The organism is Nocardioides sp. W7, from assembly GCF_022919075.1.
Taxonomy (GTDB): domain Bacteria; phylum Actinomycetota; class Actinomycetes; order Propionibacteriales; family Nocardioidaceae; genus Nocardioides.
Genome location: NZ_CP095078.1, coordinates 2,728,901 through 2,752,308 on the forward strand (window position 1 = coordinate 2,728,901; position 23,408 = coordinate 2,752,308).

25 protein-coding genes are annotated in these 23,408 nt (G+C 71.6%); 16 read left to right on the forward strand and 9 right to left on the reverse strand.

Features of this window, described 5'->3' with window-relative positions; genetic code table 11:
* Complete coding sequence (locus MUB56_RS12975) at positions 1-798, reverse strand: alpha/beta fold hydrolase (RefSeq protein WP_244932303.1); 798 nt, start codon at positions 796-798, stop codon at positions 1-3.
* 235 nt (positions 799-1,033) lie between these two features.
* On the opposite strand from MUB56_RS12975, the gene MUB56_RS12980 reads away from it, so the two are divergent.
* The 3 genes from MUB56_RS12980 to MUB56_RS12990 all read left to right on the forward strand — a co-directional run bounded on the left by MUB56_RS12980 (position 1,034) and on the right by MUB56_RS12990 (position 3,189).
* A complete protein-coding gene (locus tag MUB56_RS12980; protein ID WP_280637414.1) occupies positions 1,034-1,603 on the forward strand; it encodes a TetR/AcrR family transcriptional regulator in 570 nt (189 codons plus the stop codon).
* Positions 1,604-1,943: 340 nt separating this feature from the next.
* Positions 1,944-2,192, forward strand: a complete 249-nt coding sequence (locus MUB56_RS12985; protein ID WP_244932305.1) for a hypothetical protein — start codon at positions 1,944-1,946, stop codon at positions 2,190-2,192.
* The gene (locus tag MUB56_RS12990) at positions 2,137-3,189 is read left to right on the forward strand and encodes an HNH endonuclease signature motif containing protein (RefSeq protein WP_244932306.1); all 1,053 of its coding nucleotides are present in this window, start codon (positions 2,137-2,139) and stop codon (positions 3,187-3,189) included. The genes MUB56_RS12985 and MUB56_RS12990 overlap by 56 nt, the downstream gene beginning before the upstream one ends.
* A 527-nt stretch (positions 3,190-3,716) precedes the next feature.
* Here MUB56_RS12990 and MUB56_RS12995 read toward each other — a convergent pair.
* The gene (locus tag MUB56_RS12995; RefSeq protein WP_244932307.1) at positions 3,717-4,739 is read right to left on the reverse strand and encodes a WYL domain-containing protein; all 1,023 of its coding nucleotides are present in this window, start codon (positions 4,737-4,739) and stop codon (positions 3,717-3,719) included.
* A gap of 100 nt (positions 4,740-4,839) precedes the next feature.
* On the opposite strand from MUB56_RS12995, the gene MUB56_RS13000 reads away from it, so the two are divergent.
* Together MUB56_RS13000 and MUB56_RS13005 are read left to right on the forward strand one after the other, a co-directional pair.
* Complete coding sequence (locus MUB56_RS13000; RefSeq protein ID WP_244932308.1) at positions 4,840-5,256, forward strand: DUF1761 domain-containing protein; 417 nt, start codon at positions 4,840-4,842, stop codon at positions 5,254-5,256.
* A 52-nt stretch (positions 5,257-5,308) separates the two neighbouring features.
* Positions 5,309-5,740 (forward strand): VOC family protein, encoded by a 432-nt coding sequence (locus MUB56_RS13005; protein ID WP_244932309.1) that lies wholly within the window; start codon positions 5,309-5,311, stop codon positions 5,738-5,740.
* A gap of 134 nt (positions 5,741-5,874) precedes the next feature.
* On the opposite strand, the gene MUB56_RS13010 is transcribed toward MUB56_RS13005, so the two are convergent.
* Genes MUB56_RS13010 through gabT form a run of 3 tightly spaced genes read right to left on the reverse strand, consistent with a single transcriptional unit; the run spans position 5,875 to position 9,519 of the window.
* Positions 5,875-6,324, reverse strand: coding sequence for a nuclear transport factor 2 family protein (locus MUB56_RS13010; protein WP_244932310.1), 450 nt, complete (start codon positions 6,322-6,324; stop codon positions 5,875-5,877).
* Positions 6,321-8,126, reverse strand: a complete 1,806-nt coding sequence (locus MUB56_RS13015; RefSeq protein WP_244932311.1) for an amidohydrolase family protein — start codon at positions 8,124-8,126, stop codon at positions 6,321-6,323. Before MUB56_RS13015 ends, MUB56_RS13010 begins: the two co-directional genes overlap by 4 nt.
* A 46-nt stretch (positions 8,127-8,172) precedes the next feature.
* Entirely contained in the window at positions 8,173-9,519 is a 1,347-nt protein-coding gene (gene gabT, locus MUB56_RS13020) for a 4-aminobutyrate--2-oxoglutarate transaminase (protein WP_244932312.1), read from the reverse strand.
* Positions 9,520-9,556: 37 nt separating this feature from the next.
* Here gabT and MUB56_RS13025 point away from each other — a divergent pair, with 37 nt between their 5' ends.
* The 7 genes from MUB56_RS13025 to MUB56_RS13055 all read left to right on the forward strand — a co-directional run bounded on the left by MUB56_RS13025 (position 9,557) and on the right by MUB56_RS13055 (position 17,897).
* Positions 9,557-10,666 (forward strand): 1-deoxy-D-xylulose-5-phosphate reductoisomerase, encoded by a 1,110-nt coding sequence (locus tag MUB56_RS13025; RefSeq protein ID WP_244932313.1) that lies wholly within the window; start codon positions 9,557-9,559, stop codon positions 10,664-10,666.
* Positions 10,663-12,024 carry a site-2 protease family protein gene (locus tag MUB56_RS13030; RefSeq protein ID WP_280637405.1) on the forward strand — a complete coding sequence of 454 codons (1,362 nt, stop codon included), beginning with the start codon at positions 10,663-10,665 and terminating at the stop codon, positions 12,022-12,024. The genes MUB56_RS13025 and MUB56_RS13030 overlap by 4 nt, the downstream gene beginning before the upstream one ends.
* A gap of 103 nt (positions 12,025-12,127) precedes the next feature.
* Positions 12,128-13,549: a polysaccharide pyruvyl transferase family protein gene (locus MUB56_RS13035; protein ID WP_244932314.1), complete on the forward strand. Its 1,422-nt coding sequence runs from the start codon at positions 12,128-12,130 to the stop codon at positions 13,547-13,549.
* A 37-nt stretch (positions 13,550-13,586) separates the two neighbouring features.
* Positions 13,587-14,738, forward strand: coding sequence for a flavodoxin-dependent (E)-4-hydroxy-3-methylbut-2-enyl-diphosphate synthase (ispG, locus tag MUB56_RS13040; RefSeq protein WP_244932315.1), 1,152 nt, complete (start codon positions 13,587-13,589; stop codon positions 14,736-14,738).
* A gap of 59 nt (positions 14,739-14,797) precedes the next feature.
* A complete protein-coding gene (locus MUB56_RS13045; RefSeq protein WP_244932316.1) occupies positions 14,798-15,643 on the forward strand; it encodes a GNAT family N-acetyltransferase in 846 nt (281 codons plus the stop codon).
* A 12-nt stretch (positions 15,644-15,655) separates the two neighbouring features.
* Entirely contained in the window at positions 15,656-16,021 is a 366-nt protein-coding gene (locus MUB56_RS13050) for a DoxX family protein (RefSeq protein WP_244932317.1), read from the forward strand.
* 76 nt (positions 16,022-16,097) lie between these two features.
* Positions 16,098-17,897, forward strand: a complete 1,800-nt coding sequence (locus MUB56_RS13055; RefSeq protein WP_244932318.1) for a proline--tRNA ligase — start codon at positions 16,098-16,100, stop codon at positions 17,895-17,897.
* 19 nt (positions 17,898-17,916) lie between these two features.
* Here the strand turns inward: MUB56_RS13055 and MUB56_RS13060 are convergent, their stop codons facing one another.
* A complete protein-coding gene (locus tag MUB56_RS13060) occupies positions 17,917-18,603 on the reverse strand; it encodes a hypothetical protein (protein WP_244932319.1) in 687 nt (228 codons plus the stop codon).
* Between the two features lie 23 nt (positions 18,604-18,626).
* On the opposite strand from MUB56_RS13060, the gene MUB56_RS13065 reads away from it, so the two are divergent.
* The gene (locus MUB56_RS13065; protein ID WP_244932320.1) at positions 18,627-19,331 is read left to right on the forward strand and encodes an HAD family hydrolase; all 705 of its coding nucleotides are present in this window, start codon (positions 18,627-18,629) and stop codon (positions 19,329-19,331) included.
* 249 nt (positions 19,332-19,580) lie between these two features.
* Here the strand turns inward: MUB56_RS13065 and MUB56_RS13070 are convergent, their stop codons facing one another.
* Both MUB56_RS13070 and MUB56_RS13075 read right to left on the reverse strand, forming a co-directional pair.
* Positions 19,581-19,997, reverse strand: coding sequence for a ferritin-like domain-containing protein (locus tag MUB56_RS13070; protein ID WP_244932321.1), 417 nt, complete (start codon positions 19,995-19,997; stop codon positions 19,581-19,583).
* Positions 19,994-20,497, reverse strand: a complete 504-nt coding sequence (locus MUB56_RS13075; RefSeq protein ID WP_244932322.1) for a hypothetical protein — start codon at positions 20,495-20,497, stop codon at positions 19,994-19,996. Before MUB56_RS13075 ends, MUB56_RS13070 begins: the two co-directional genes overlap by 4 nt.
* Positions 20,498-20,611: 114 nt before the next feature.
* Here MUB56_RS13075 and rimP point away from each other — a divergent pair, with 114 nt between their 5' ends.
* Together rimP and nusA are read left to right on the forward strand one after the other, a co-directional pair.
* Positions 20,612-21,103, forward strand: coding sequence for a ribosome maturation factor RimP (gene rimP / locus MUB56_RS13080; protein ID WP_244932323.1), 492 nt, complete (start codon positions 20,612-20,614; stop codon positions 21,101-21,103).
* Positions 21,104-22,087 (forward strand): transcription termination factor NusA, encoded by a 984-nt coding sequence (nusA, locus tag MUB56_RS13085; RefSeq protein WP_244932324.1) that lies wholly within the window; start codon positions 21,104-21,106, stop codon positions 22,085-22,087.
* Positions 22,088-22,099: 12 nt separating this feature from the next.
* Here nusA and MUB56_RS13090 read toward each other — a convergent pair whose 3' ends face one another.
* Positions 22,100-22,900: a glycoside hydrolase family 16 protein gene (locus tag MUB56_RS13090; RefSeq protein WP_244932325.1), complete on the reverse strand. Its 801-nt coding sequence runs from the start codon at positions 22,898-22,900 to the stop codon at positions 22,100-22,102.
* 78 nt (positions 22,901-22,978) lie between these two features.
* On the opposite strand from MUB56_RS13090, the gene MUB56_RS13095 reads away from it, so the two are divergent.
* On the forward strand, positions 22,979-23,356 hold the full coding sequence (locus MUB56_RS13095; RefSeq protein WP_280637406.1) for a YlxR family protein: 378 nt from the start codon (positions 22,979-22,981) through the stop codon (positions 23,354-23,356).
* Positions 23,357-23,408 lie beyond the last annotated feature (52 nt).

The following is a 23,408-nucleotide window of genomic DNA, read 5'->3' on the forward strand; positions in this document are numbered from 1 at the left end:
TCACAGCCCGTGAGTCTCGAGCCACGACAGGCACGAGTCGGCCACCTCGCGCCAGCCGTGGTCGATGGTCAGCGAGTGCGCGCGGTCCGGGAACTCGAGGATGTCGGTGACCGCCTCGCTGTGGCGGTACTGCTTGAGGGTCGCCCTGGTGACCGCCTCCGGGACGGTGTGGTCCTGACCTCCCATGATCAGCAGCAGGGGTCCACGGCCCTGGTTGTCGGTGGCCACCTTGGCCGGCGAGTGCGGGTTGAAGTTCGCGGCGGCGGCCTCGAAGAGTGGTCTGCCCGGAGCGGGGATCGCCCACCTGTCGAAGAGGTCGTCGGACTCCTCGGCAGGAATGGCGTTCCCGAAGGCGAAGCGGAACTGCTCAGGGGTCAGCGAGACGGCTCGATGCCTGTTGGCGGGGTTCTTGAAGACCGGCAGGGTGGCCTTGAGGGCGGAGAGCGGGAGGGGGAGGACGCCCTTGATCTGAGCCGCGTCGATCGCGATCGCGCCGACCGCCAAGTCCTCGCCCAGGAGCCGCTGGGCGATCATTCCGCCGAACGAGTGTCCGATCAGGACGGGCTTGGTCGGCAAGGCGTCGATGATCTTCGCGTAGTGGGACACGACGTCGTCGATGCCGTGGTCGGCGATCTCCTCCGGCCGCTCGCGCGCCTCCGCGACCGTCTCGGGGTCGCCGGGCCATCCGGGAGCGGAGGCGTCGTACCCGGCCCGGGTGAAGTGGTCGACCCAGCTGTCCCACGACCGCGCGTGCAGCCAGAGGCCATGGATGAACAGGACAGGCGTGCTGGTGGACATCGAGGTTCCTTTCGGAGACGGTAGGTATACCGATCGATCTACCCACTTGGGGTTAAGGTAGGACTGCCACGAGAGACTTGGCAAGAGTCAGCTCGATCGATCCTGAGGAACCGAGACGCGCGCGATGACCCGACCTGCACCGGCAGTACCGCCAGGCCCATCGGCACCGCCAGCACCGTCGGGAGAGGCGCAGGTTGCTGCGCCGCCCCACACCTCCCGAGCGCGGGAGAGGATCCTGCTCACTGCGGATCGGCTGTTCTACAACGAGGGCATCCACGCGGTGGGCATCCAACGCATCGTCGCGGAGTCCCGGGTCACCAGGGTGACCCTCTACCGCCATTTCGCGTCCAAGGACGACCTGATCTCGGCCTACCTCGACCGTCGGGCGGCGTACGACCATCGCCAGGTGGACGGCATCATCGATGCCCACCCGGACGAACCCCGACAGGCGCTCGAGGAGCTGGCCACCGCCCTGACCCGTGACGACTTCGCCGCAGTGCGGCGGGGATGTCCCTTCATCAACGCGTCTGCGGAGTTCACGGCATCCCATCCGGTACGGGTCCACGCGCTGGAGATCCGCCGCTGGGTCACCGAGCGTCTCGAGGGACTGCTGCAGCGCCTCGAGCACAGCGACCCGCGCTCAACCGCCGAGCAGCTGATGATGGTTCGCACCGGGGCAGTCGTCTCGGGAGCCCTGGACGCCAACGAGCACCTCAACGACGACTTCCTTGCCTGCTGGAGCAAGCTCATCGACGACGGCCTGCCCCGCGGCGCGCAGGCACGCGCCCGGTCACGAGGCAAGTGACATCCGAGCACACGCGGACGCACGACAGCCGGCGACGGCAAGGTCTGGCAGGAACACGCCCGATCGCGGCGCAGACGCACTCCCCGAGGTGCGCGATCGCGGCATGGCCGAGCGGCTCTAGCCTCAGCCCGGTTGTCTGGGGACCGGCGAGTCGTCGTACTCCGAGGTCTCTCGTCAGGGGTGTCAAGCGACAGATGACTCGTGCCGACCCTACGCACGTCGGTTCAAGGACGACGCCAGTCCACGTGTGGGGGCTGTGGAAGACCTAGGCGATCGAACGTGCATTCGACTAGAATTGGAGCATCATCCCGCACCGTTTGTGGAGCTCTCGGAGGCTCGCATGGACCACCCGATCCGGGTCGCCACCCAGGTCATCGACGGTGCCCTGAAGTCGGTCGCTGACGTGAACCCGGCCTTCATGACCACCACCGACAAGGCCGCCGCCCTGATCGAGCTGGCCGCGATCGAGACCCGGGTGGGCGAGCTGCGACTGCGGGTCACCGCCGACGCTTCTGACGTGGCCGAGGAGACCGGTGCGCGGGAACGTCGGCGCCTGGGCGGCAGCCGCGACGCGGTGTCGTCGGGGTGACTGCGCCGCCGATCTTCGCCTCGCGTTGGCGTTGGCCGACCGCCCGGTGCTGGCGACGGCGGTCCGTGAAGGTGGGGTGAATCTCGACCAGGCGCACGCGATCGCGGCGTCCCTCGCGGAGCTGCCGGCCGACGTCGACGCGTTTGTGGTCGATCAGGCGGAGGCCGCGTTGGTGGGGTACGCCGCGCGCTTCGACCCCATCGAGTTGCGCCGCCTGGGTCGCCGGATCCTCGACGTCGTCGCCCCCGAGCTCGCCGAGACCGTCGAGGCCCGGCACCTGGCCGACCTGGAGGCGTCCGCGCAGCAGCGGATGCGCTTCGGGCTGCGGCCGCTGGGTGATGGGACCACCCGCATCACCGGACTGATCCCCGACGCGTCCGCCGCCCGGCTCGCGACCTATCTGCATGCCTTCACCAACCCCCGCCGCGACGACGCCGACCCGGAACCGGCCGAAGCACCGCGGACTCCGCGCGGGCGGAAAGCTGCACAGGCGTTCTGCCAGCTGCTGGAGACCCTCGACCCGACCCGGCTCCCGATCCACGGCGGCGACGCGACCACCCTGGTCGTGACCATGTCGCTGGAGTCGCTGCGCGCGGACCTCGGCACGGCCACCCTCGGCAACCCGGCCCCGGGCGACTCGCTCGAGCGGATCACCGCCGAGGAGGCCCGGCGGTTGGCCTGCACCGCGCACCTCGTCCCGGCCGTCCTCGGCGGCGAGGGCGAGGTCCTCGACCTCGGGCGTTCGCAACGGCTCTTCACCCGAGCCCAACGCCGCGCCCTCGCCCTGACCGACCGGGAGTGCCGTGCCGAGGGCTGCCAGATCCCGGCCCCGTGGTGCGAGGCCCATCACGCCGGCACCCCCTGGGCCGCCGGCGGCCGCACCGACCTGGCCGACGGGATGCTGCTCTGCTCCCATCATCACCATCGAGCCCACGACCCGACCTACACCTCAGAGCGGCTCCCCGACGGCGGCGTCCGATTCCACCGACGAACCTAAACCGATCCAGCGGAGCTTGGGCGACGGAAATGCGCCTCTTTGGGCCGGCGATACGCGACCACGGCATCGTTAGCTCGTCCGGCTCGCCACGCGCTGCGGCAACCGGCTGACTACAGGCCCGGGGAGCCCGGGCAACTCGTCGCGACGTGTGTGATCCGTCCGCGATCAGACGCCCGTATCCTCCAGCCCTACCAGCATCGCGAAGATGACGTAGAGAACGAATGCGGCCACTGTGGCGACGACCGGTACGCCACTGCTCTGGTGCTCATCCGCCGATGATGCGCGCAGGACCTGTGGTAGGCACGGAGCCGTTGCCCGGCGAGCAGCGGTATGACGCAGTCTGTTTGCGCTCGACGCCTGGCAAGGTCGGGCGAAGCCCGTCGCCAGCTGCGCGAGGAGTGGCGAGGTTCACGAGCGCCCGAAGGTGACGAAGAAAGGCGTGCTCGGCCACCGTGCTTCCAGTCTGCCCGGCCCGCTGGTGCGCAGCGTCGAGATCGGTGCTCGCCGGGTCCGGTGGTGTGGATAGGTCAGTCCGCCGGCGGCGTCAGCCTCTGGGTGGCGCGGGCGGCGCGGGCGGCCAGGAGACTGAAGGCGTCCCCGAGCGCCGGCGGGCCCACGACCTCGATGTCGGTGTCGAAGCGGCACAGCGAGGCGGCGAGGGCGGGCCAGGACCAGGATCCCTGGACGAGTCGGGTCCGGTCGGGTTCGACGTACTCGACGAGACCGTCGCCGGCGAACGGACGGATCTTCTCGGCGGGCAGGTCGAGGATGACCTCGCCGGTGCAGGGCCACTGGGTGGATCCCTCGGAGCCGCGGAAGCGCCCGGTGACGAAGGTGCCCACATCGCCGCCGGGGAGCTCCCGGGAGGAGAAGCGTGGTCCGGTCGGGCTGCGCGGGGTGATGCGGTCGGCGCGGAACGTGCGCCAGTCGCTGCGGTCGAGGTCCCAGGCGACGAGGTACCAGCGGCCGCGCCAGGTGACGAGGTGGTGGGGCTCGACCCTGCGTGGCGCGGCGGGGCGGCCGGCGTCGTCACGGTTCCTCGCGCCGGCGCGGGGGCCGGCGTAGTCGAGACGCAGCACCTCCCGGGCGTGGACGGCTGCGCCGAGCGCGAGCAGCACGTCGCGCTCGACCGCGGGGTGGTGGCTGCCGGGCGGTTCGACGACGGTGACGGGCAGCAGGTCGAGTCGGTGACGCAGGCGCGAGGGCATGACCTGTCGGACGGTGGTGAGGGCACGCAGCGCGGCTTCGCCCACTGCGGCCCCCAGGCCCGATCCGCTCGTCGCCGCCACCTGGAGGGCCACGGCCAAGGCGATGGCCTGGTCGTCGTCGAACAGCAGCGGGGGGAGGTCGGCCCCTGCGTCGAGCCGGTAGCCACCGTCGGGTCCCTTGAAGGTCGCGATCCGGTAGCCGAGCTCGCGGAGTCGGTCGATGTCGCGTCGTACCGTCCGGGGGCTGACGGCGAGCCGGTCGGCCAGGACCTCGCCCGACCAGTCCCGGCGGGTCTGGAGCAGCGACAGCAGCGCGAGCAGGCGACCGGACGTGGTGGGCATGGACGCCATGATGGCTCGAGTAGAGGACACAACCTGTCCTATATGTGGCCCAGAGTTCTGGACGTGCGGCCACGGTGGCCGCCGGATCAAGGAGCTCCTCGTGTTCAACGTCCTGGGTGACATCAACTGGTTGGCCTGCGCGATCGCGGCCGTCGCGTCCATCGCGCTCGCCGGGGTCTGGTTCGCCGTGGTCATCGTGAAGCCGTACGCCGTCGCGCTCGGTCGTGAGGGTGCGCCCGCCCCGGAGGCGAACGCCGTGTCCACAGCCGGCCCGATCCTGTGCCAGCTCGTCACCCTGTTGACCAGCGCCGTCCTCATCGAGGCCCTCGGCATCACGACCACCGGGAACGCCGTCGCCTTCGGACTGGTCGTGGGCATCGGCTACCTGAGTGCGATGACCTTCCAGATCGCCATCAACCCGAACTTCCCCCGGCCGCTCCTCTACGGAGCGATCAATGCGCCGTTCTTCGTCGTCAGCAGCGTGCTCAGCGCCGTGATCCTCGTCGCGATGCGCTGACGACCACCCGACGTCCAGCGATCCACTTCAGCCACGACTCCTCAGGAGAGACATGTCCATCACGACCGTCACCCACATCAATCTGCGCGGCACCGCCCGAGAGGCGCTGGAGTTCTACCAGTCGGTCTTCGGCGGAGAGATCGCCGCCGTGACCTATCGCGACGCCCACAGCGTGACCGACGAGTCCGAGGCCGATCAGGTCATGTGGGGGCAGGTGGCCTCGGCGGACGGCTTCCACGTCATGGCCTACGACGTCCCGGCCGCTCGTCCGCTCCTGGCCGGCGTGGCGCCGTACTTCATCTCGGTGCGCGGCGCCGACTCCGAGGAGATCACTGCCTACTGGACCAGGCTGACCGACGACGGCGCCGGCTCCACCGTCGTCGTCCCGCTCGCACCGGCCGGCTGGGCCACGCTGTACGGCATGGCGACCGACCGCTTCGGCGTCACCTGGGTCCTCGACGTCCTCGCGCCCCACGAGGGCTGACGGGCAAGGCGGCGACCCGTGACGACCCGCCACGGGTCGCCGCCCAGCGCGACGCCGACCATCGGCGACGGGATCGGATGCGCACGCTCGTCGGCCCGAGGATGCGCGTGGCGGCCCTCGCCGGAAACCGACGACTACAGGTCCGCAGTGGCGTCGTACACCCAGGACGTGTCGGCGGTGGCGAGCCCCTCGACCCAGGCTGCGGGGGCGTTGTTCATGATCGCGCCGTAGTCCCAGTAGTCCTTCCAGAGGCAGACCCGGCCGTCGCGGACCCGGTGGACGGTGGCGAAGGGAAGGGTGAACACCTCGCCGGTCTTGAACGTCCAGGTCTCGGAGTGCTCGTACATCACGTCGTCGCCCGAGGCCACGATCAGGCCGTCGTGGTTCTCGTACGCCGCGAGCTCGCCCCAGCCGACCTTCAGCCGCTTGGCGATGTCGCCCGGTCCGCGCGCGGAGAGCGAGGGCCCGAGCGGCATGTCCATGTAGAGGCAGTCGTCGGTGACCCAGTCGGAGAGGCCGTCGTAGTCGCGCGCGGACAGGGTGCGCCACAGGCCGCGGACGGCCTCCGCGGGGGTGCGGGTCACGAGGCGACCTCGGTGGGAGCAGGCGTACGACGGGCCGGCGTCGACAGCGGCTCGCGGGACTGCTCGCCGGCTCGCAGGAACCGCCCGGTGCGCTGGCGCCCGAGCAGCGACGACGCGCGACCGGACCGCCACACCGTCCGGCCGCCGACCATCACCAGCGGCACGGTCGCGTCGTTGCGGTTGACCATCCGCGACAGGTTGTCGTACTGCGCGACGGGCGCCTCGGCGTACTCCTCGAGGGTGTCGTCGAGGCGCTCCGGGTCGATCACGAAGAGGTCGGCGCGGTCCCCGAGGCGCAGGTGGCCGGCGTCGAGGCCGTACCAGTCGGCGAGCTCGCCGGTCAGCCGGTGCACGGCGTGCTCGACGCTCATGAACGGCTTGCCGGCGCGCTCGGCGTCGCGCACGTGCTTGAGCAGGCGCAGGCCGAAGTTGTAGAAGGCCATGTTGCGCAGGTGCGCGCCGGCATCCGAGAAGCCCATCTGGACCCCGGACTCCCGGGCGATCTTCTTCAGCACCTCGGGCCGGTGGTTGGAGATCGTGGTGCGCCAGCGGATGGCGGTGCCGTGCTCGAGCACGAGGTCGAGGAACGCGTCGACCGGGTGGGCGCCGCCGCGCTCCTGGCCGACCTGGCCGAAGGACTTGCCGATCACCGAGGCGTCCGGGCAGGCGACGATCTCGGCGTCGAAGAAGTCGCGGTGCCACACCCGCGGGCCGTACTTGGACTCGTAGTCCTTGCGGAACCGGGCGCGGTACGCCGGGTCTCGCATCAGCTCGTCGCGCGCCAGCTTCTCCTGCAGGTGCAGGGCCGAGGCACCGGCGCCGAACTCCTCGAAGATCACCAGGTCGATGCCGTCGGCGTACACCTCGAACGGCACCGGCAGGTGCTGCCAGCGGAAGTCGCCGCCGAGCCGGTTGGCCACGGCGGCCAGACCGCGGATGACGTGGATGACGAACGGGATGGCCTTGATGTCGGCGGCCGAGAGCAGGCTGGTCTTCAGCGGCTTGCGGAACAGGCCGATCGAGCCGAGGGCCTGGGTCAGGATGGTGTGCGGGTGGCTGGCGTCCGGGCCGGCCTGCAGCGCACGGCCCCGGTCGCGCAGGATCCGGCGCAGGCCGCGCATCTCCTTGCCGCGGGCGTACGTCGACGGCAGCGTGCGCGAGCGGCACAGGTCGCCGTCGAGCTTGTCGAAGAGCAGCTGCTGGGCCGACATGCCGACGAACCCGGCGTCCAGGGCCTCGCGGAGCATCCGTTCCATCCGGGCCTGCTCGGCCCGGCTGGGCCGGACCTCCTTGCGGGTGGCCCGGTCCAGGCCCATGGTCGCGGTGCGCATGTCGGAGTGGCCGATGAACGAGGCCAGGTTGGGACCCAGGGGGAGGCCTTCGAGCGCCGCGACGTATTGACCGGCGTTCTCCCAGGTCTGGTGCTCCGCGACCGCGTTGATCACGTGCCGGCGGGGGATGGCCTCGACCCGGCCGAAGAGGTCGCCTGCGTCGACGCCGCCGACGTGCACGGTCGAGAGCGAGCAGGAGCCCAGCAGGATCGTGGTGACGCCGTGCCGCAGCGACTCGGTCAGCTCGGGGCCGCGCAGGACCTCCACGTCGTAGTGGGTGTGGATGTCGACCATGCCCGGGAGCACCCACTGGCCCGCCGCCTCGACGACCTCGCCGCAGCCGGTCTCGTCGAGCGGCTCGGGGGAGATCGCGGCGACCACGCCGTCACGGATCCCGATGTGCCGCACGGTCGACGGGCCGCCGCCGCCGTCGAAGAAGCGCCCGTCCTTGATGATCGTGTCGTAGGTCACATGCGGCATCGAACCGCGCGTGTTGACACGCGTCAAGTGGTTCCCGTCAGGCGGTCGCCGCGAACGCCTCCGCGACCACCCCGAACGCCTCGTCGAGCAGCGCGTCGGAGATCGACAGGGGCGGCAGGAAGCGGAAGACGTTGCCCCAGGTGCCGCAGGTCAGGGTCACGACGCCATGGGCGTGGCAGTACGCCGAGACGGCCGCCGTCCGCGCCGGGTCGGGCTCCGTGGTGCCGGGGGCGCACAGCTCGATCGCCATCATCGCGCCGCGGCCGCGGATGTCGCCGATGACCGGGTGCTCGGCCTGCAGTGCCTCGAGCTGCGACCGCATCCGCTCGCCCAGGGTGCGCGCGCGACCCGCCAGGTCGTGCTCGCGCATCTCCTCGATCGCGCCCAGCCCGGCGGCGCACGCGACCGGGTTGCCGCCGTAGGTGCCGCCGAGCCCGCCCACGTGCACCGCGTCCATCAGGTCGGCGCGGCCGGTGACCGCGGCCAGCGGGAGGCCGCCGGCGATGCCCTTGGCGGTGGTGATCAGGTCGGGGACGACGCCCTCGTCGTCGCTGGCGAACCAGTCGCCCGTGCGGCAGAAGCCGGTCTGGATCTCGTCGGCGACGAAGACCACGTCGTTGGCTGTGCACCAGGCGGCGATCGCGGGCAGGAACCCGGGAGCGGGCACCACGAAGCCGCCCTCGCCCTGGATCGGCTCGACGACCACGCAGGCCAGGTTGGCGGCGCCGACCTGCTTCTCGATCACGTCGATCGCCCGGGCCGCGGCCTCCTCGCCCGACAGCCCGTCGCGGAACGGGTACGACATCGGCGCGCGGTAGACCTCGCCCGCGAACGGCCCGAAGCCGTGCTTGTAGGGCATGTTCTTCGCCGTCATGGCCATCGTGAGGTTGGTGCGACCGTGGTAGGCGTGGTCGAAGACGGCGACCGCGTCCTTGCCGGTCGCGGCGCGCGCGATCTTCACGGCGTTCTCGACGGCCTCCGCGCCGGAGTTGAACAGGGCGCTCTTCTTCGCGTGCTCGCCCGGGGTCAGCGTCGCGAGCTGCTCGCAGACGTCGACGTAGCCGTCGTACGGCGTGATCATGAAGCAGGTGTGGGTGAACGCCGCCACCTGCTCGCTCACCCGGCGGACCACGGCGGGGGCGCTGTTGCCGACGCTGGTGACGGCGATGCCGGAGCCGAGGTCGATCAGCGCGTTGCCGTCGACGTCGAGCAGGATCCCGCCGCCCGCGGCCACCACGAACACCGGCAGCATCGTGCCGACCCCGTCGGCGACGACGGCCTTCTTACGGTCGAGCCGCTCCAGGGAGCCGGGGCCGGGGATCGCGGTGACGAGCCGGCGCTCCTGCGGGAGCGAGGGCCCGCCCGTGGCGGGGATCGAGGTCATGCAGATGACTCTAGAGCGGACCTGGGACGATGGTCAGGTGGCAACTCGTGACTCTCGCCGGGACGTCGTCGTCCTCGGCTCGACCGGCTCCATCGGCACCCAGGCGCTCGACCTGGTACGGCGCAACCCGGACCGGTTCCGCGTCGTCGGGCTGACCGCGGGCGGGTCGAACCCCGAGCTCTTCCAGCAGCAGGTCGAGGAGTTCGCGCCGTCGTACTCCGGGCTGGGCGAGGAGGCCTCGGTCGAGGCCGCCGGCCGGCCCTGCGACGTCGTCCTCAACGGCATCACCGGCGCCGTCGGGCTGCGGCCGACCCTCGCCGCGCTCGACGCCGGCAGCACCCTCGCGCTCGCCAACAAGGAGTCGCTCATCATGGGCGGCCCGCTGGTCCTGGAGCGCGCGAAGCCCGGCCAGATCGTCCCGGTCGACTCCGAGCACTCCGCGCTGGCGCAGTGCCTCCGGGCCGGCACGCCGGAGGAGGTACGACGCCTCGTGCTCACCGCCAGCGGCGGCCCGTTCCGGGGGCGCACCCGCGAGCAGCTGGCCGACGTGACGCCCGAGCAGGCGCTCAATCACCCGACCTGGGACATGGGACCGGTCATCACCATCAACTCCGCGACCCTGGTCAACAAGGGCCTGGAGGTGATCGAGGCGCACCTGCTCTTCGGCATCCCCTTCGACCGGATCGAGGTCGTGGTGCACCCGACGAGCGTGGTGCACTCGATGGTCGAGTTCGTCGACGGCTCGACGCTGGTCCAGGCCAGCCCGCCCACCATGCTCATCCCGATCGCGCTCGGCCTGTCCTGGCCCGACCGGGTGCCCGACGCCGCGCCGTCGGTCGACTGGTCCCGGCCCGAGACCTGGGAGTTCTTCCCCCTCGACGACGAGGCCTTCCCGGCCGTCGCGCTCGCCCGGGCCGCGGGGGAGACCGGCAGCACGGCGCCGGCCGTCTACAACGCGGCCAACGAGGTCTGCGTCGACGCGTTCCGCCGCGGAGTGCTCGGTTTCGTCGACATCGTGCCCACGGTCGCCCGCGTGCTCGCGGGTCTCGACGTACCCTCGATGAGCGGGCTCACCGTCGACGACATCCTGGCCGCCGACTCCTGGGCCCGTGCCGAGGCGACACGACTGATCGAAGGGCCCGCATGACCGCGCTGTTCTACCTGCTCGGAGTGGTGATCTTCGCGGTCGCCATCCTGGTCTCGATCGGCCTCCACGAGCTCGGCCACATGATCCCCGCCAAGAAGTTCGGCGGGAAGGTCACCCAGTACTTCATCGGCTTCGGCCCCACGGTGTGGAGCAAGCGGGTCGGCGAGACCGAGTACGGCGTCAAGGCGATCCCGCTCGGCGGCTACGTCAAGATCGTCGGGATGCTGCCGCCCGGTGCGACAGCCGCCGCCGACGAGGTCACGTACGACGCCGACGGCAACCAGGTCACCCGGGTCCGCAAGTCCAACACCGGCATGTTCACCCAGCTGATCTCGGATGCCCGCGCGGCGGAGTGGGAGCTGGTCGGCCCCGACGACAACGACCGGCTCTTCTACAAGCTGCCGTGGTGGAAGAAGGTCGTCGTGATGGCCGGCGGGCCCACGGTGAACCTGCTGATCGCCTTCTTCCTCTTCCTGCTGGTCTTCTCCACCTACGGCGTGAAGTCGGAAGAGGTCGACGCCGGTCCGCCGGTCATCGCGGCGGTCTCGGAGTGCGTGATCCCGTACTCCGAGAGCGGTCGCGACTGCCTCGCCAGCGACAAGATCAGCCCGGCCCTCGACGCCGGGCTGCTGCCCGGCGACACCGTCACGTCCTTCAACGGCACCGCCATCACCGGCTGGGACCAGCTGCGCGAGCTGATCCGCGACAACGAGGGCGGCACCGCCACCATCGGCTACGAGCGCGACGGGCAGAGCCTGACCGGCACCACCAGCACGACCGTCGAGGCCCGGCCGGAGTCGGAGACCAGCGAGACCCTGCGCGAGGTGGGCTTCCTCGGCGTCGTCCCGACCACTTCCGTTCAGACCGAGACCGGCGGGGTGCTGTTCACCCTCGACCAGATGGGCAGCATGACCGTCCAAACGGTCGAGGCGCTGGCCACCCTCCCGGTCAAGGTCTGGGACGTCGGCCAGGCGATCCTCGGCCTCGAGGAGCGGGCCGTCGACAGCCCGGTCAGCATCGTCGGTGGCGGCCGGCTGGCCGGGGAGACGGTCTCCCACGAGACGTTCCCGGTGCTCGACAAGACCGTCTTCCTGGTGATGCTGATCGCCGGGTTCAACTTCTTCATCGGGATGTTCAACTTCGTCCCGCTGCTCCCGCTCGACGGCGGCCACATCGCCAGCGCGCTGTGGGAGGGGCTCCGCCGCCGGATCGCCCGGCTGCGCCGTCGGCCCGATCCCGGGTACGTCGACGCGGCCAAGCTGCTCCCGATCGCGTACGTCGTCGCGTCGGCGATGCTGGTGATGGGCGTGGTGCTGATCGTCGGCGACCTCGTCGTACCCCTGCACCTGGAGGGGTAGTCGCCGCGGCCGGGACGCCGGGCCTGCTCGGTTAGTCTGGCTCCCGTTCCGGTGCATGCCGGGTGAGCCGGGTCTCGGTCCGGCTGGCCGACTGAGGAGAGACTTGATCCACCCCGCCCCCCAGCCCCGCGTCCTCGCTGTCGGTGCCTACGAGCGCGACAACTTCGGCGACCTCCTCTTCCTGCTCGTCACCGAGCGCTACCTGGAGGGCAGCGAGGTCGTCTCCGCCTCCCCGTTCAGCGCCGACATGACCGCGCTCCTCGACCGCCAGGTGGTGGCGCTGGGCGACGAGCTGCAGGAGCGGGAGTACGACGCGATCTGGTCCGTCGGCGGTCAGGTGGGCGGGATCAGCACCGAGACCGCCTACCGGCTCTCGACCCCGCGCGAGGAGTTCGCCCGCTACCGGCGGGCCACCCCCGACGTCCAGGAGCGGCTGATCAGCGAGGCGCTGAACGGCGCGCCGATCGTCTCGCCGTACATCCCGACCCCCGCAGCCTTCCCGCGCAACGCGGGCGCGGTCACGGTGCTGAACTCCGTCGGCGTCGCGGGGGTGGCCGCCCGCCCGGTCCGCATCCGCCACGAGCTGCACTCCGTGCTGAAGACCGCCGACATCGTCTCGGTCCGCGACAAGGAGTCCAGCGACTTCCTGCACGGCCTGGGCGTCGAGCACACCCTGGCCCCCGACGTGGTGCACGCCATCGGGGTCCTCGAGCCGTTCGAGCCCGCTCCCGACAACGACGTGGTCGTGCTCCAGGTGTCGAGCGGCATCGCCGCCCAGCTCGGGCACGAGACCATCGCCGAGCAGCTCGTCGGGAGCCGGCACCTGGGCGGCTCGAGGGTCCGGTTCGTGCAGGCCGGTCTGGCGGCCGGGCACGACTCGATGGCCGACGCCGAGCGGATCGCCGAGCGGATCCGGCAGCTCTCGCCGAGCACCGAGGTCGAGTTCTCCACCGGGCGCCGCCCGATGGACGTCGTCGAGGCGATCCGGGACTCGCGCCTGGTGATCGGCACCTCGCTGCACGTGCGGATCATCGCGGCGTCGTACGCCCGTCCGCGGGTGACCTTCACCCGCAGGAAGCCGACCCGCTACGCCCGCCACTGGGACCCGCACATGCCGTTCAACGTCGCGGTGACCGACCTGGAGGAGGCGATGGGCGCGGCGACCGAGGCCGGTCGGCGGCCCGAGGTCGTGGAGGCGGCCCGCGAGCTGTCGCGGCTGGCCGACCAGAACGTCCGCTCGATCGCCGACCGGGTGCGCGAGCTCTCGGCCCAGCGCACCGACGCCGTCCGCGAGGAGCGCGCCGAGACGCGTCGCGCCGCCCTGGCCGACGCCGCGGTGCGGGCCGACCAGGACGTCGACGGGATCCGGACCGAGCTCGCCAAGACCCGGGTCGAGCTGCGGGCGACGCAGACCGAGCTGGCCCGCACGAAGGAGCAGCTCGCGCAGGCCCGGGCCGATGCGCAGGCCCGCGGCCGGGGCCTGGGCGCGCGACTGCTCCGGCGCTCGGGCCTTGCCGGTCGGTGATGTCGGGCGCCGACGGCCCGGCCAGTAGATTGACGGCATGACCGAGATCAACCTGGGTATGCCTGCAGCGCCGCCGCCGGTGCTCGCCCCGCGCCGCCCGACCCGCCAGATCCAGGTCGGCAAGGTCGGGGTCGGCAGCGACCACCCGGTCTCCGTGCAGTCGATGACCACGACGCTCACCTCCGACGTCAACGCGACGCTCCAGCAGATCGCCGAGCTGACCGCCTCCGGCTGCGACATCGTGCGGGTCGCCTGCCCCAGCCAGGACGACGCCGACGCGCTCCCGGCCATCGCGCGCAAGTCCCAGATCCCGGTGATCGCCGACATCCACTTCCAGCCCAAGTACGTCTTCGCCGCCATCGAGGCGGGCTGCGCGGCGGTCCGGGTCAACCCGGGCAACATCCGCAAGTTCGACGACCAGGTCAAGGAGATCGCCCGGGCCGCGCAGGACCACGGCACCTCCATCCGGATCGGCGTGAACGCCGGCTCGCTGGACCCGCGGCTGCTGCAGAAGTACGGCAAGGCCACGCCCGAGGCGCTGGTCGAGTCGGCCAAATGGGAGGCCGGGCTCTTCGAGGAGCACGGCTTCCGCGACTTCAAGATCTCGGTCAAGCACAACGATCCGGTCGTGATGGTCCGCGCCTACGAGCTGCTCGCCGCCGAGGGCGACTGGCCGCTGCACCTCGGCGTGACCGAGGCAGGCCCGGCGTTCCAGGGCACGATCAAGTCCGCGACGGCCTTCGGGGCGCTGCTCAGCCGGGGCATCGGCGACACCATCCGGGTCTCGCTCTCCGCGCCGCCGGTGGAGGAGGTCAAGGTCGGGATCCAGATCCTGCAGTCGCTCAACCTGCGCCCGCGCAAGCTCGAGATCGTCTCCTGCCCCTCCTGCGGGCGCGCCCAGGTCGACGTCTACACGCTGGCCGAGCAGGTGACCGCCGGCCTCGAGGGCATGGAGGTCCCGCTGCGCGTCGCGGTGATGGGCTGCGTCGTCAACGGACCGGGCGAGGCCCGCGAGGCCGACCTCGGCGTCGCCTCCGGCAACGGCAAGGGTCAGATCTTCGTCAAGGGCGAGGTCATCAAGACCGTGCCCGAGTCGAAGATCGTCGAGACCCTGATCGAGGAGGCGATGCGCATCGCCGAGGGCATGGAGGCGGTCGACGGCGCCACCGCCGAGGTCTCGGTCAGCTAGCGCCGCGGGTCGGAAGTTCTTGTGCTAGGGCGACGGCTCAGTTCACGTAGGCTTCGCCCGTGCTGACGACGCGTCACGGAGTGCGCCCCCTCGGGGCCCCCGATCTCGACGCGTTCCTCCACCTGACCGCGCAGGACCCGGTGGTCAACGTCTTCGCCGACTACCGCGCCCGCACCACCAACCTCGAGCCGCGCTGGCTCGGCGGCGAGATGTGGGGCCGGTACGAGGACGGCGAGCTGGTCGCCGCCTGCCACGTGGGCGCCAACCTGGTGCCGGTGCAGGCGAGCGCCGACGACGCCCGGACGTTCGCGGAGCGGGCGCTGGCGCGCGGTCGTACCGTCTCGACCATCGTCGGGCCGCACGAGGCGGTCCGGGTGCTCTGGGACGGCGTCGCCGGCTCCTGGGGCCGGCCCCGGGAGACCCGCTGGGGTCAGCCGCACCTGGAGCTGAGCGGGGCGCCGCTGGTCGCGCCGGATCCCGGCGTACGACGCACCACCCGCCAGGACCTCGACGAGCTGTACCCGGCCTGTGTCGCGATGTACACCGAGGAGGTCGGCATCTCCCCGGAGTACGGCGGGGGAGCGGACCTCTACCGCGCCCGGGTCACCCAGCTGATGAACCGGGGCTGGTCCTTCGCCCGGTTCGACGAGGGCCGGCTGGTCTTCAAGGCCGAGGTCGCGTGCGCGTCGCCGTACGCCGCGCAGGTCCAGGGGGTCTGGGTTCCGCCCGACCGGCGTGGCGAGGGCCTGGCGATCGCCGGGATGGCGGCGGTGGCCGACCTGGTCCGCCGCGAGATCGCGCCGGTGGTCTCGCTCTACGTCAACGAGTGGAACACCCCCGCCCGGCGCGCCTACGCGACCGTGGGCTTTCGCGAGACCTCCCGGTTCTCGACCGTCATGTTCTGAGAAGGTGGCCCGATGAGCCTCCCCACCTCCGCCAAGGTCCTGGCCGGCGGCTTCGCCGTCAGCGGCGCCATCCACCTGGTCAAGCCCGAGGTCTACGAGCAGATCATGCCGTCCTGGGTTCCGGCCCACCGCGAGATCATCCTCGCCAGCGGCGTCGCCGAGCTGCTCTGCGCCGCCGGCCTGGCGGTGCCGCGGACCCGCCGGGTCGCGGGCTACGCGAGCGTCCTGCTCCTGGTCGGCGTGTTCCCGGGCAACGTGCAGATGGCCCAGGACGCCTCACGGACCCGCAACACGAAGTTCAAGGCGGCCGCCTACGCCCGCCTCCCGCTCCAGCTGCCGATGATCCGGGCGGCGCTGAAGGCGGCTCGCTCGGCCTGAGGGCCCCGGCCCGGCCGCGTCCCGGGAGCGACAACCGGTTCGTCCGCGGGGGTGGCCCGCCCGTACCCTTCTGCCCATGAGCACCCCCCGGATCCTGCGCATGTCGAGCCTCTTCGTCCGCACGCTGCGCGACGACCCGGCCGACGCCGAGGTGCCCAGCCACCGGCTGCTCGTCCGCGCCGGCTACATCCGGCGCGCGGCGCCCGGCATCTACACGTGGCTGCCCCTCGGGCTGAAGGTGCTGCGCAAGATCGAGGGCATCGTCCGCGACGAGATGGACGGCATCGGCGCCCAGGAGCTGAGCTTCCCGGCGCTGCTGCCCCGCGAGCCCTACGAGGCCAGCAACCGGTGGACCGAGTACGGCGACAACCTGTTCCGGCTGCAGGACCGCAAGGGGGGCGACTACCTGCTCGGCCCGACCCACGAGGAGATGTTCACCCTCCTGGTCAAGGACCTGTACTCGTCGTACAAGGACCTGCCGCTGTCGATCTACCAGATCCAGACCAAGTACCGCGACGAGGCGCGCCCCCGCGCCGGGGTGCTCCGCGGCCGCGAGTTCACGATGAAGGACTCCTACTCCTTCGACGTCGACGACGCCGGCCTCGACGAGAGCTACCAGCGGCACCGCGACGCCTACGTCCGGATCTTCGACCGGCTCGGCTTCGACTACGCGATCGTCAAGGCGACCTCGGGGGCGATGGGCGGCTCGAAGTCCGAGGAGTTCCTCGCCAAGGCCGCCGTCGGCGAGGACACCTACGTCCGCTGCACGCGGTGCGACTACGCCGCGAACGTCGAGGCCGTCCAGGTCCGCCCGCCCAGCCCCGTCCCGTACGACGACGCGCCCGAGGCGCACGCTGAGCAGACGCCGGACACCCCGACCATCCAGACCCTGGTGGACCACCTCAACGCGGCCTTCCCCCGGGCCGACCGCGCATGGACGGCCGGCGACACGCTCAAGAACGTCCTGGTGATGCTCAAGCACGCCGACGGCACCCGCGAGCCGGTCGCCATCGGCGTGCCCGGCGACCGCGAGGTCGACCAGAAGCGGCTGGAGGGCCAGCTCGAGCCCACCGAGGTCGAGCCCTTCGACGAGACCGAGTTCGTCAAGCACCCCAGCCTGGTCAAGGGCTACATCGGCCCCGGCGTGCTGGGCGAGAAGAACGCGTCCGGCATCCGCTACCTCGTCGACCCCCGCATCGTCGAGGGCACCCGCTGGGTCACCGGCGCCGACGTCGCCGGCAGCCACGTCCTCGACCTGGTCGCGGGCCGGGACTTCACCCCCGACGGCACCATCGAGGCCGCTCAGGTCCGCGACGGCGACGAGTGCCCGCAGTGTGGAACAGAGACGGGCGACGGCGGCATCCTCGAGACGGCCCGCGGCATCGAGATGGGCCACATCTTCCAGCTCGGCCGCAAGTACGCCGACGCGCTCGACCTGCAGGTGCTCGACGAGAACGGCAAGCTCGTCACGGTCACCATGGGCTCCTACGGCATCGGCTGCACCCGCGCGGTCGCCGCGATCGCCGAGGGCACCCTCGACGAGGTCGGCCTGGCGTGGCCGCGCAACGTCGCGCCCGCCGACGTGCACCTGGTCGCCGCCGGCAAGGACGAGGCGATCTTCGCGGCGGCCGAGCGGATCGCCCACGAGCTGTCAACCCAGGGCGTCGAGGTCCTGTACGACGACCGCGCGGGTCGGATCAGCCCCGGCGTGAAGTTCAAGGACGCCGAGCTGATCGGCGTCCCGACCATCGTGGTCGTCGGCAAGAGCCTCGCGGAGTCCGGCACGGTCGAGGTCAGGGACCGGCGCACGGGCGAGCGCGAGAACGTCGTCGCCGACCACGTCGTCGACCACCTGGTGCGGCTCGTCCGGCACTGAGGCAACCGCTCCTCGCCGGTCACGCCCTGCGGTACAGCGGGGCGCGGCCGTCCTTGCCCGCCGGCTCGAGCAGCTCCATCAGCCGCAGGCAGTAGACGACCCGCTGGGCCAGCACGACCGGCGCGCCCAGGAGGGTGGCGAGGTCGCGGGTACTGAACGGTCCCTCCGGCAGCTCGGCCCCGAGCAGCCCGAGCGCGTCGACGGGTCGGCGTACCTCGTGGCTGCCGAGCACGGCGTCGAGATGGCGCGTGCCGGGGTCCTTGGTCCGGCGCCGGTTGCCGGTGCTCCGGGTCGGTGCCGGGCCGCGCACGTGGTCCTCGCGGCAGAGCAGCACCTCGACCACGAGGTGCGGGTGGCCGATCAGCGACGGGAAGGCCACCAGCCGGTCGAAGACCTCCAGGACCGAGGCGCTCTTCGGCGAGCGGCGCTCGGACAGCACGACGCCGTCGGAGTCGACCCGCACGATCCGCCGCTCCGCCGGGACCGGGTGCACGATCCGCATCCGGTGGCCGTCGAGCAGCGCGTCCAGCTTGGGCCCGAGCGGGCCGAAGCCGCCGGTCTGGATCTCGACCAGCTCGCCGTCGGCGCGCACCAGGTCGACCACGAACCGCTCGACCGGGACCTCGAACCGGTCGCCCGGCCGCGCCAGCCACTGCTTCACCGCGGCGTGCAGCGGGCCTTCCGCGAGGGTCCCGATGCCGGCCACGCGCACACCTTAGGGTGCTGCCCATGGCTGGCATCGACGCGGTGATCTTCGACTGGGGCGGCACCCTGACCCGCTGGCACGACGTGGACTTCCACGCGGAGTCACTGGCGCTCGCCCAGGCCGTGATCGACGTCGACCACCCCGTCGAGGTGTCCCAGGCCCGGCTGCACGAGGCGAACCGGATCATCTGGGGTCGCAGCCGCGACCACCAGCAGAGCGCCACGATCGCCGACCTGTTCACCGAGGCCGGGCTCGCCCACGACCCGGACCTGCTCGCGGCCTACTACGAGTTCTGGGAGCCGCACACCGAGACCGACTCCGAGGTCGGCCCGCTCTTCGAGGCGCTCCGGGCCGACGGGGTCAAGGTGGGCGTGCTGTCGAACACGATCTGGCCGCGGGCCTGGCACGAGGGCTTCTTCGAGCGCGACGGCGTGCTCCACCTCGTCGACGGCGACGTCTACACCAGCGAGATCGCGTGCACGAAGCCGTCGCCCGAGGCCTTCCGGGCCGCGCTGGCCGCGGTGGGCGCGACCGATCCCGCCCGGTGCGTATACGTCGGCGACCGGCTCTTCGACGATGTCTGGGGCGCGCAGAACGCCGGCCTGCGCGCCATCCACGTGCCGCACAGCACGATCCCGACCGACCAGCTCGGGCACACCGAGGGCGAGCCCGACGCCGTCGTCCACCGCCTCGGCGAGGTGCTGGACGTCGTACGTCGGTGGTCGTGACTGCAGGTTTCTGCATTGCAGGTTTGTGAGGAGGGCCGTCGGTCGCGCCGCGGAGGCCCATGTTGCAGACTTGTGCAAGAAGGACGTGCCGCCGGTCCCCACCTCTGGGCCGTTCTTCGGAAACGGCCTCCGTGTCCAGGCCGCCAGCGGTCCGTGTGCTTGTCGGTTCCGGGGAACATCTCGGGAGTTCCCCGCAACCGACCAGCACCGGGCCGTTGCCGTCTCCCGGGCCGTCTCTCGACCCGGTCCTCAGCTGCCGGGAAGGATCTCCGGCGCGGCGCCGAAGCCCAGGCCCCGCACGGCGGCGTCGGTCAGCGCCTCGACGGCCCACCGGCGCAGCGCGCCGGTCGTGCTGCCGACCAGGAAGCCGTACGTCGACGCGCACCCGGCCTCCAGCTCACGCGCCCGGGTCGTGACCGCCGCGACCGTGCCGAGGTCCGGCGGCAGCTCGTAGGCCGGCTCGGCCGGCACCGGCGACGCGCCCAGGCCCTGCAGGCGCGCGACCACCTGGTCGCGGCGGTCGCGGTGCGCGGCGTGGGCGTCCTGCAGGGCCGCGAAGAGCGCCGGCTGCGCCGAGGCGGACGTCTGGCCGCCCAGCGCCCCGAGGACGTAGACCGCCGCGTGCTCGGCGGCGAGCACGGTCTGCAGGGCGTCGACCTCGCTCATCGCGATCCCACCGCCCGGGGGAGCACGGCGAGCTGCTGGGCGACCGCCGCGGACATCGAGCCCAGCAGCCGGGCCAGCTCGCCGCTCTGGGCCGCGACCGCGGCCGTCGTCAGCCGACCCTGCAGGCGCTCCTCCTCACGGATCAGCTCGACGGCCGCGACGGGGGCCGGGGCGGGCGTCGAGGTGCCTGCCGTCTCCTCGGGTGCGTCGAGCTCGGCGAGGTGCTGCCGGTGCAGCCGGGCCAGGGGCCGGAACGACGCGCGCTCGCCGCGCGGGACCGCGCGGATGCTCGCCAGGAGCGCCGTCAGGTCGCCGACGACACCGCTCACCAGGGTGGTGTCGGCGTCCTCCGGAAGCGCCGAGGCGACCGGGTCGCCGGGGCTCGTGGGATCCGAGCGCGGGTCGAGGTCCTCGAGGTCGCAGCCGGCCACGGCGGCCAGGCCGAGCAGGGTGGCGCCGACCGTCGTCCGACGGGTGACGGGGGGCAGACGGCGAAGCACGGCGCGACCCTATCGGGCAGGATGAACCCTGCTCGCCCAGCGGTTAAGGTGTGCCGACAAGGACGAGCACAGACAGACGAGCAGCAGACAACAGAAAAGGGAGGTCGCTCACCCGTGAGCAGTGCCAGCCAGGATGCCCTCAGGGACCGGATCGAGGCAGAGCTCGCCGACCCCCTGCGTGCTCTCGAGCTCGATGTCGAGGCGGTCGAGATCACTCCCGCCGGCAAGCGTCGGGTGCTGCGTGTCGCCGTCGACAAGGACGGCGGGGTGACACTCGACGACGTCGCCGAGGCGACCCGCGAGGTCGACCGCGTCCTCGAGGCCTCGGACGTCATGGGGGAGCACCCGTACACCCTCGAGGTGACCTCCCGCGGGGTCGACCGCCCGCTGTCCCTCCCGCGCCACTGGCGCCGCAACGTCGACCGCCTGGTGCGGGTCGTGCTCGCCGACGAGTCCGTCGTCGTCGGCCGGGTCCGGTCCTTCGACGAGGACGCGTCGGGCGCGGTGACCCTCGAGGTGGAGGGCGAGCGCCGCGAGGTGCCGTACTCCCGGATCGCCAAGGCGCTCGTCCAGATTGAGTTCAACCGCCCCACAGAGGAGAGCTAGATGGATATCGACCTGAGCATCCTGCGCATGCTCGAGCGCGAGAAGGAGATCTCCTTCGACGTGCTCGTCGAGGCCATCGAGCAGGCGCTGCTGACGGCCTACCACAAGACCCCGGGCGCGCAGGAGACCGCGCGTGTCCTGCTCGACCGCAAGACCGGGCACGTGAACGTCCTGGTCCGCGACGCCGACGCGGACGGCAACCCGGAGGGCGAGGAGTACGACGACACGCCCCAGGGCTTCGGCCGGATCGCGGCGACGACGGCGAAGCAGATCATGCTGCAGCGCCTCCGCGACGCCGAGGACGACATCCGGTTCGGTGAGTTCGCCGGCAAGGAGGGCGACATCATCTCGGGCGTGATCCAGCAGGGTCGCAACCCCGACGACGTGATGGTCGACCTCGGCAAGCTCGAGGCGCTGTTGCCCGTCAGCGAGCGGGTGCCGGGCGAGAACTACTCCCACGGCACCCGGATCAAGTGCCTCGTCGTCTCGGTCCGCAAGGGGATGCGCGGTCCGCAGATCACCCTCTCCCGCTCGCACCCGAGCCTGGTGAAGAAGCTCTTCGCGCTGGAGGTCCCCGAGATCGCCGACGGCACGGTCGAGATCGCCGCGATCGCCCGCGAGGCCGGCCACCGCACCAAGATCGCGGTGAAGTCGACCACCTCCGGCGTGAACGCCAAGGGTGCCTGCATCGGCCCGATGGGCCAGCGCGTCCGCAACGTCATGTCCGAGCTGCACGGCGAGAAGATCGACATCGTCGACTGGTCCGACGACCCCGCCGAGCTGGTCGCGCACGCGCTCTCGCCGGCCCGGGTCACCTCGGTCGAGGTGATCGACCTCGCCGCCCGCTCGGCTCGCGTCGTGGTGCCCGACTTCCAGCTGTCGCTGGCCATCGGCAAGGAGGGTCAGAACGCCCGGCTCGCCGCGCGGATGACCGGCTGGCGCATCGACATCCGTTCCGACGACGAGCCGAGCAGCGATGCCTGAGGCACGAACGCGCTAGGTGACCGGCCGGGCTGACCGGTCCGTCGGGGAGTCGCCGAGGCCGGAGACCTCGGCGACCTCCAGGCGCGGCACCAGGTGGTCGTCGTCGCCGACCGACCAGCCCGGGAAGTCGAACACCGCCAGCATCAGCTGCAGCGGGTACGCCGGCGGGCGCGGGCAGCGGCGTACGACCCGGCCGTCGACCGTGAAGACGGCCTCGTCGTGCTCCCACGCGGCGGCGAAGGTGTGCCACTCGGACACGTCGAGCGACAGCCGAGGCGCTGCGAAGTCCTCGGTGAGCCCGGGGTCGCGGAAGGCGTGCAGCCCGTGGCCGACCTCGGCGCTGGGACCGTCGAGGCCGTCGCGCAGGGAGCGTCCGAAGACCTCGACCACGCAGATCTCGCCGCACCGCTCGGGCCGGTCCTCGAACCCGACCAGCCACAGCGACGCCATCGACCGGGGGGAGAGGCTCATCCGGCACCGGATCTCGACCGCGGCCGGAGCCGCCAGCAGCTTGCCCTCGAACCGGGGCTGCTCCTCGAGCACGACCTGACCGGTGCGGAACGGCTGCTGGCCGAGGGTGCTGCCGACCGGTCCGGAGAAGCTGCCCGACTGCAGGCCGGAGACCCGCAGGGGGGGCTCGTGGTCGTCGGGGCACCACACGGGGTGCTCGACGGGGACGTCGAGGACCAGCCCGTCCGGGCCCAGGTGGAACGAGGCGGCCGAGGCCGAGCGGGAGCTCCAGGCCGGCAGGTAGTGGGGGAGCCAGGTGTCCCGGTCGAGCCCGGGACCGCGGAATCGGTCCGAGAAGGCCATGCTCGGAGCCTAGTGGCGCGGGCCGACGCCGCGCCCGGTTCGGGTTCGGGCCCCGGTTGCGGGTAAGGTTGCCTTGCAGTGGCCCGCCAACAGACATCTTCGGCATGCCCGGACACCGACATCCCGCAGGGACCGGTCCGGACGTGCGTCGGATGCCGGAAGCGGGCCGCGAAGCGCGAGCTGTTGCGGGTGACCGTCGGTTCGGACGCGGATGGCCGACCAGCCGTCTCGCCCGATCCACACGGCACCGCACCCGGCCGTGGGGCGCATGTGCACCCCACGATCGAGTGTTACGACCTCGCGGTGCGGAGGAAGGCCTTCGCTCGTGCCCTGCGGTTCACCGCAGGCGGGGCGGGACTCACCACCGAGCCGTTGGGGGAGCTCCTGCAGAGGATGGCAGCAGCGCACCACGAACCATCACCACCGACCGACAGAAACTGGAGCAGCAGCTCATGAGCACTCGATGAGTACTTCCCGATGAGTTTGCACAACCACTAACGGTCTCGAG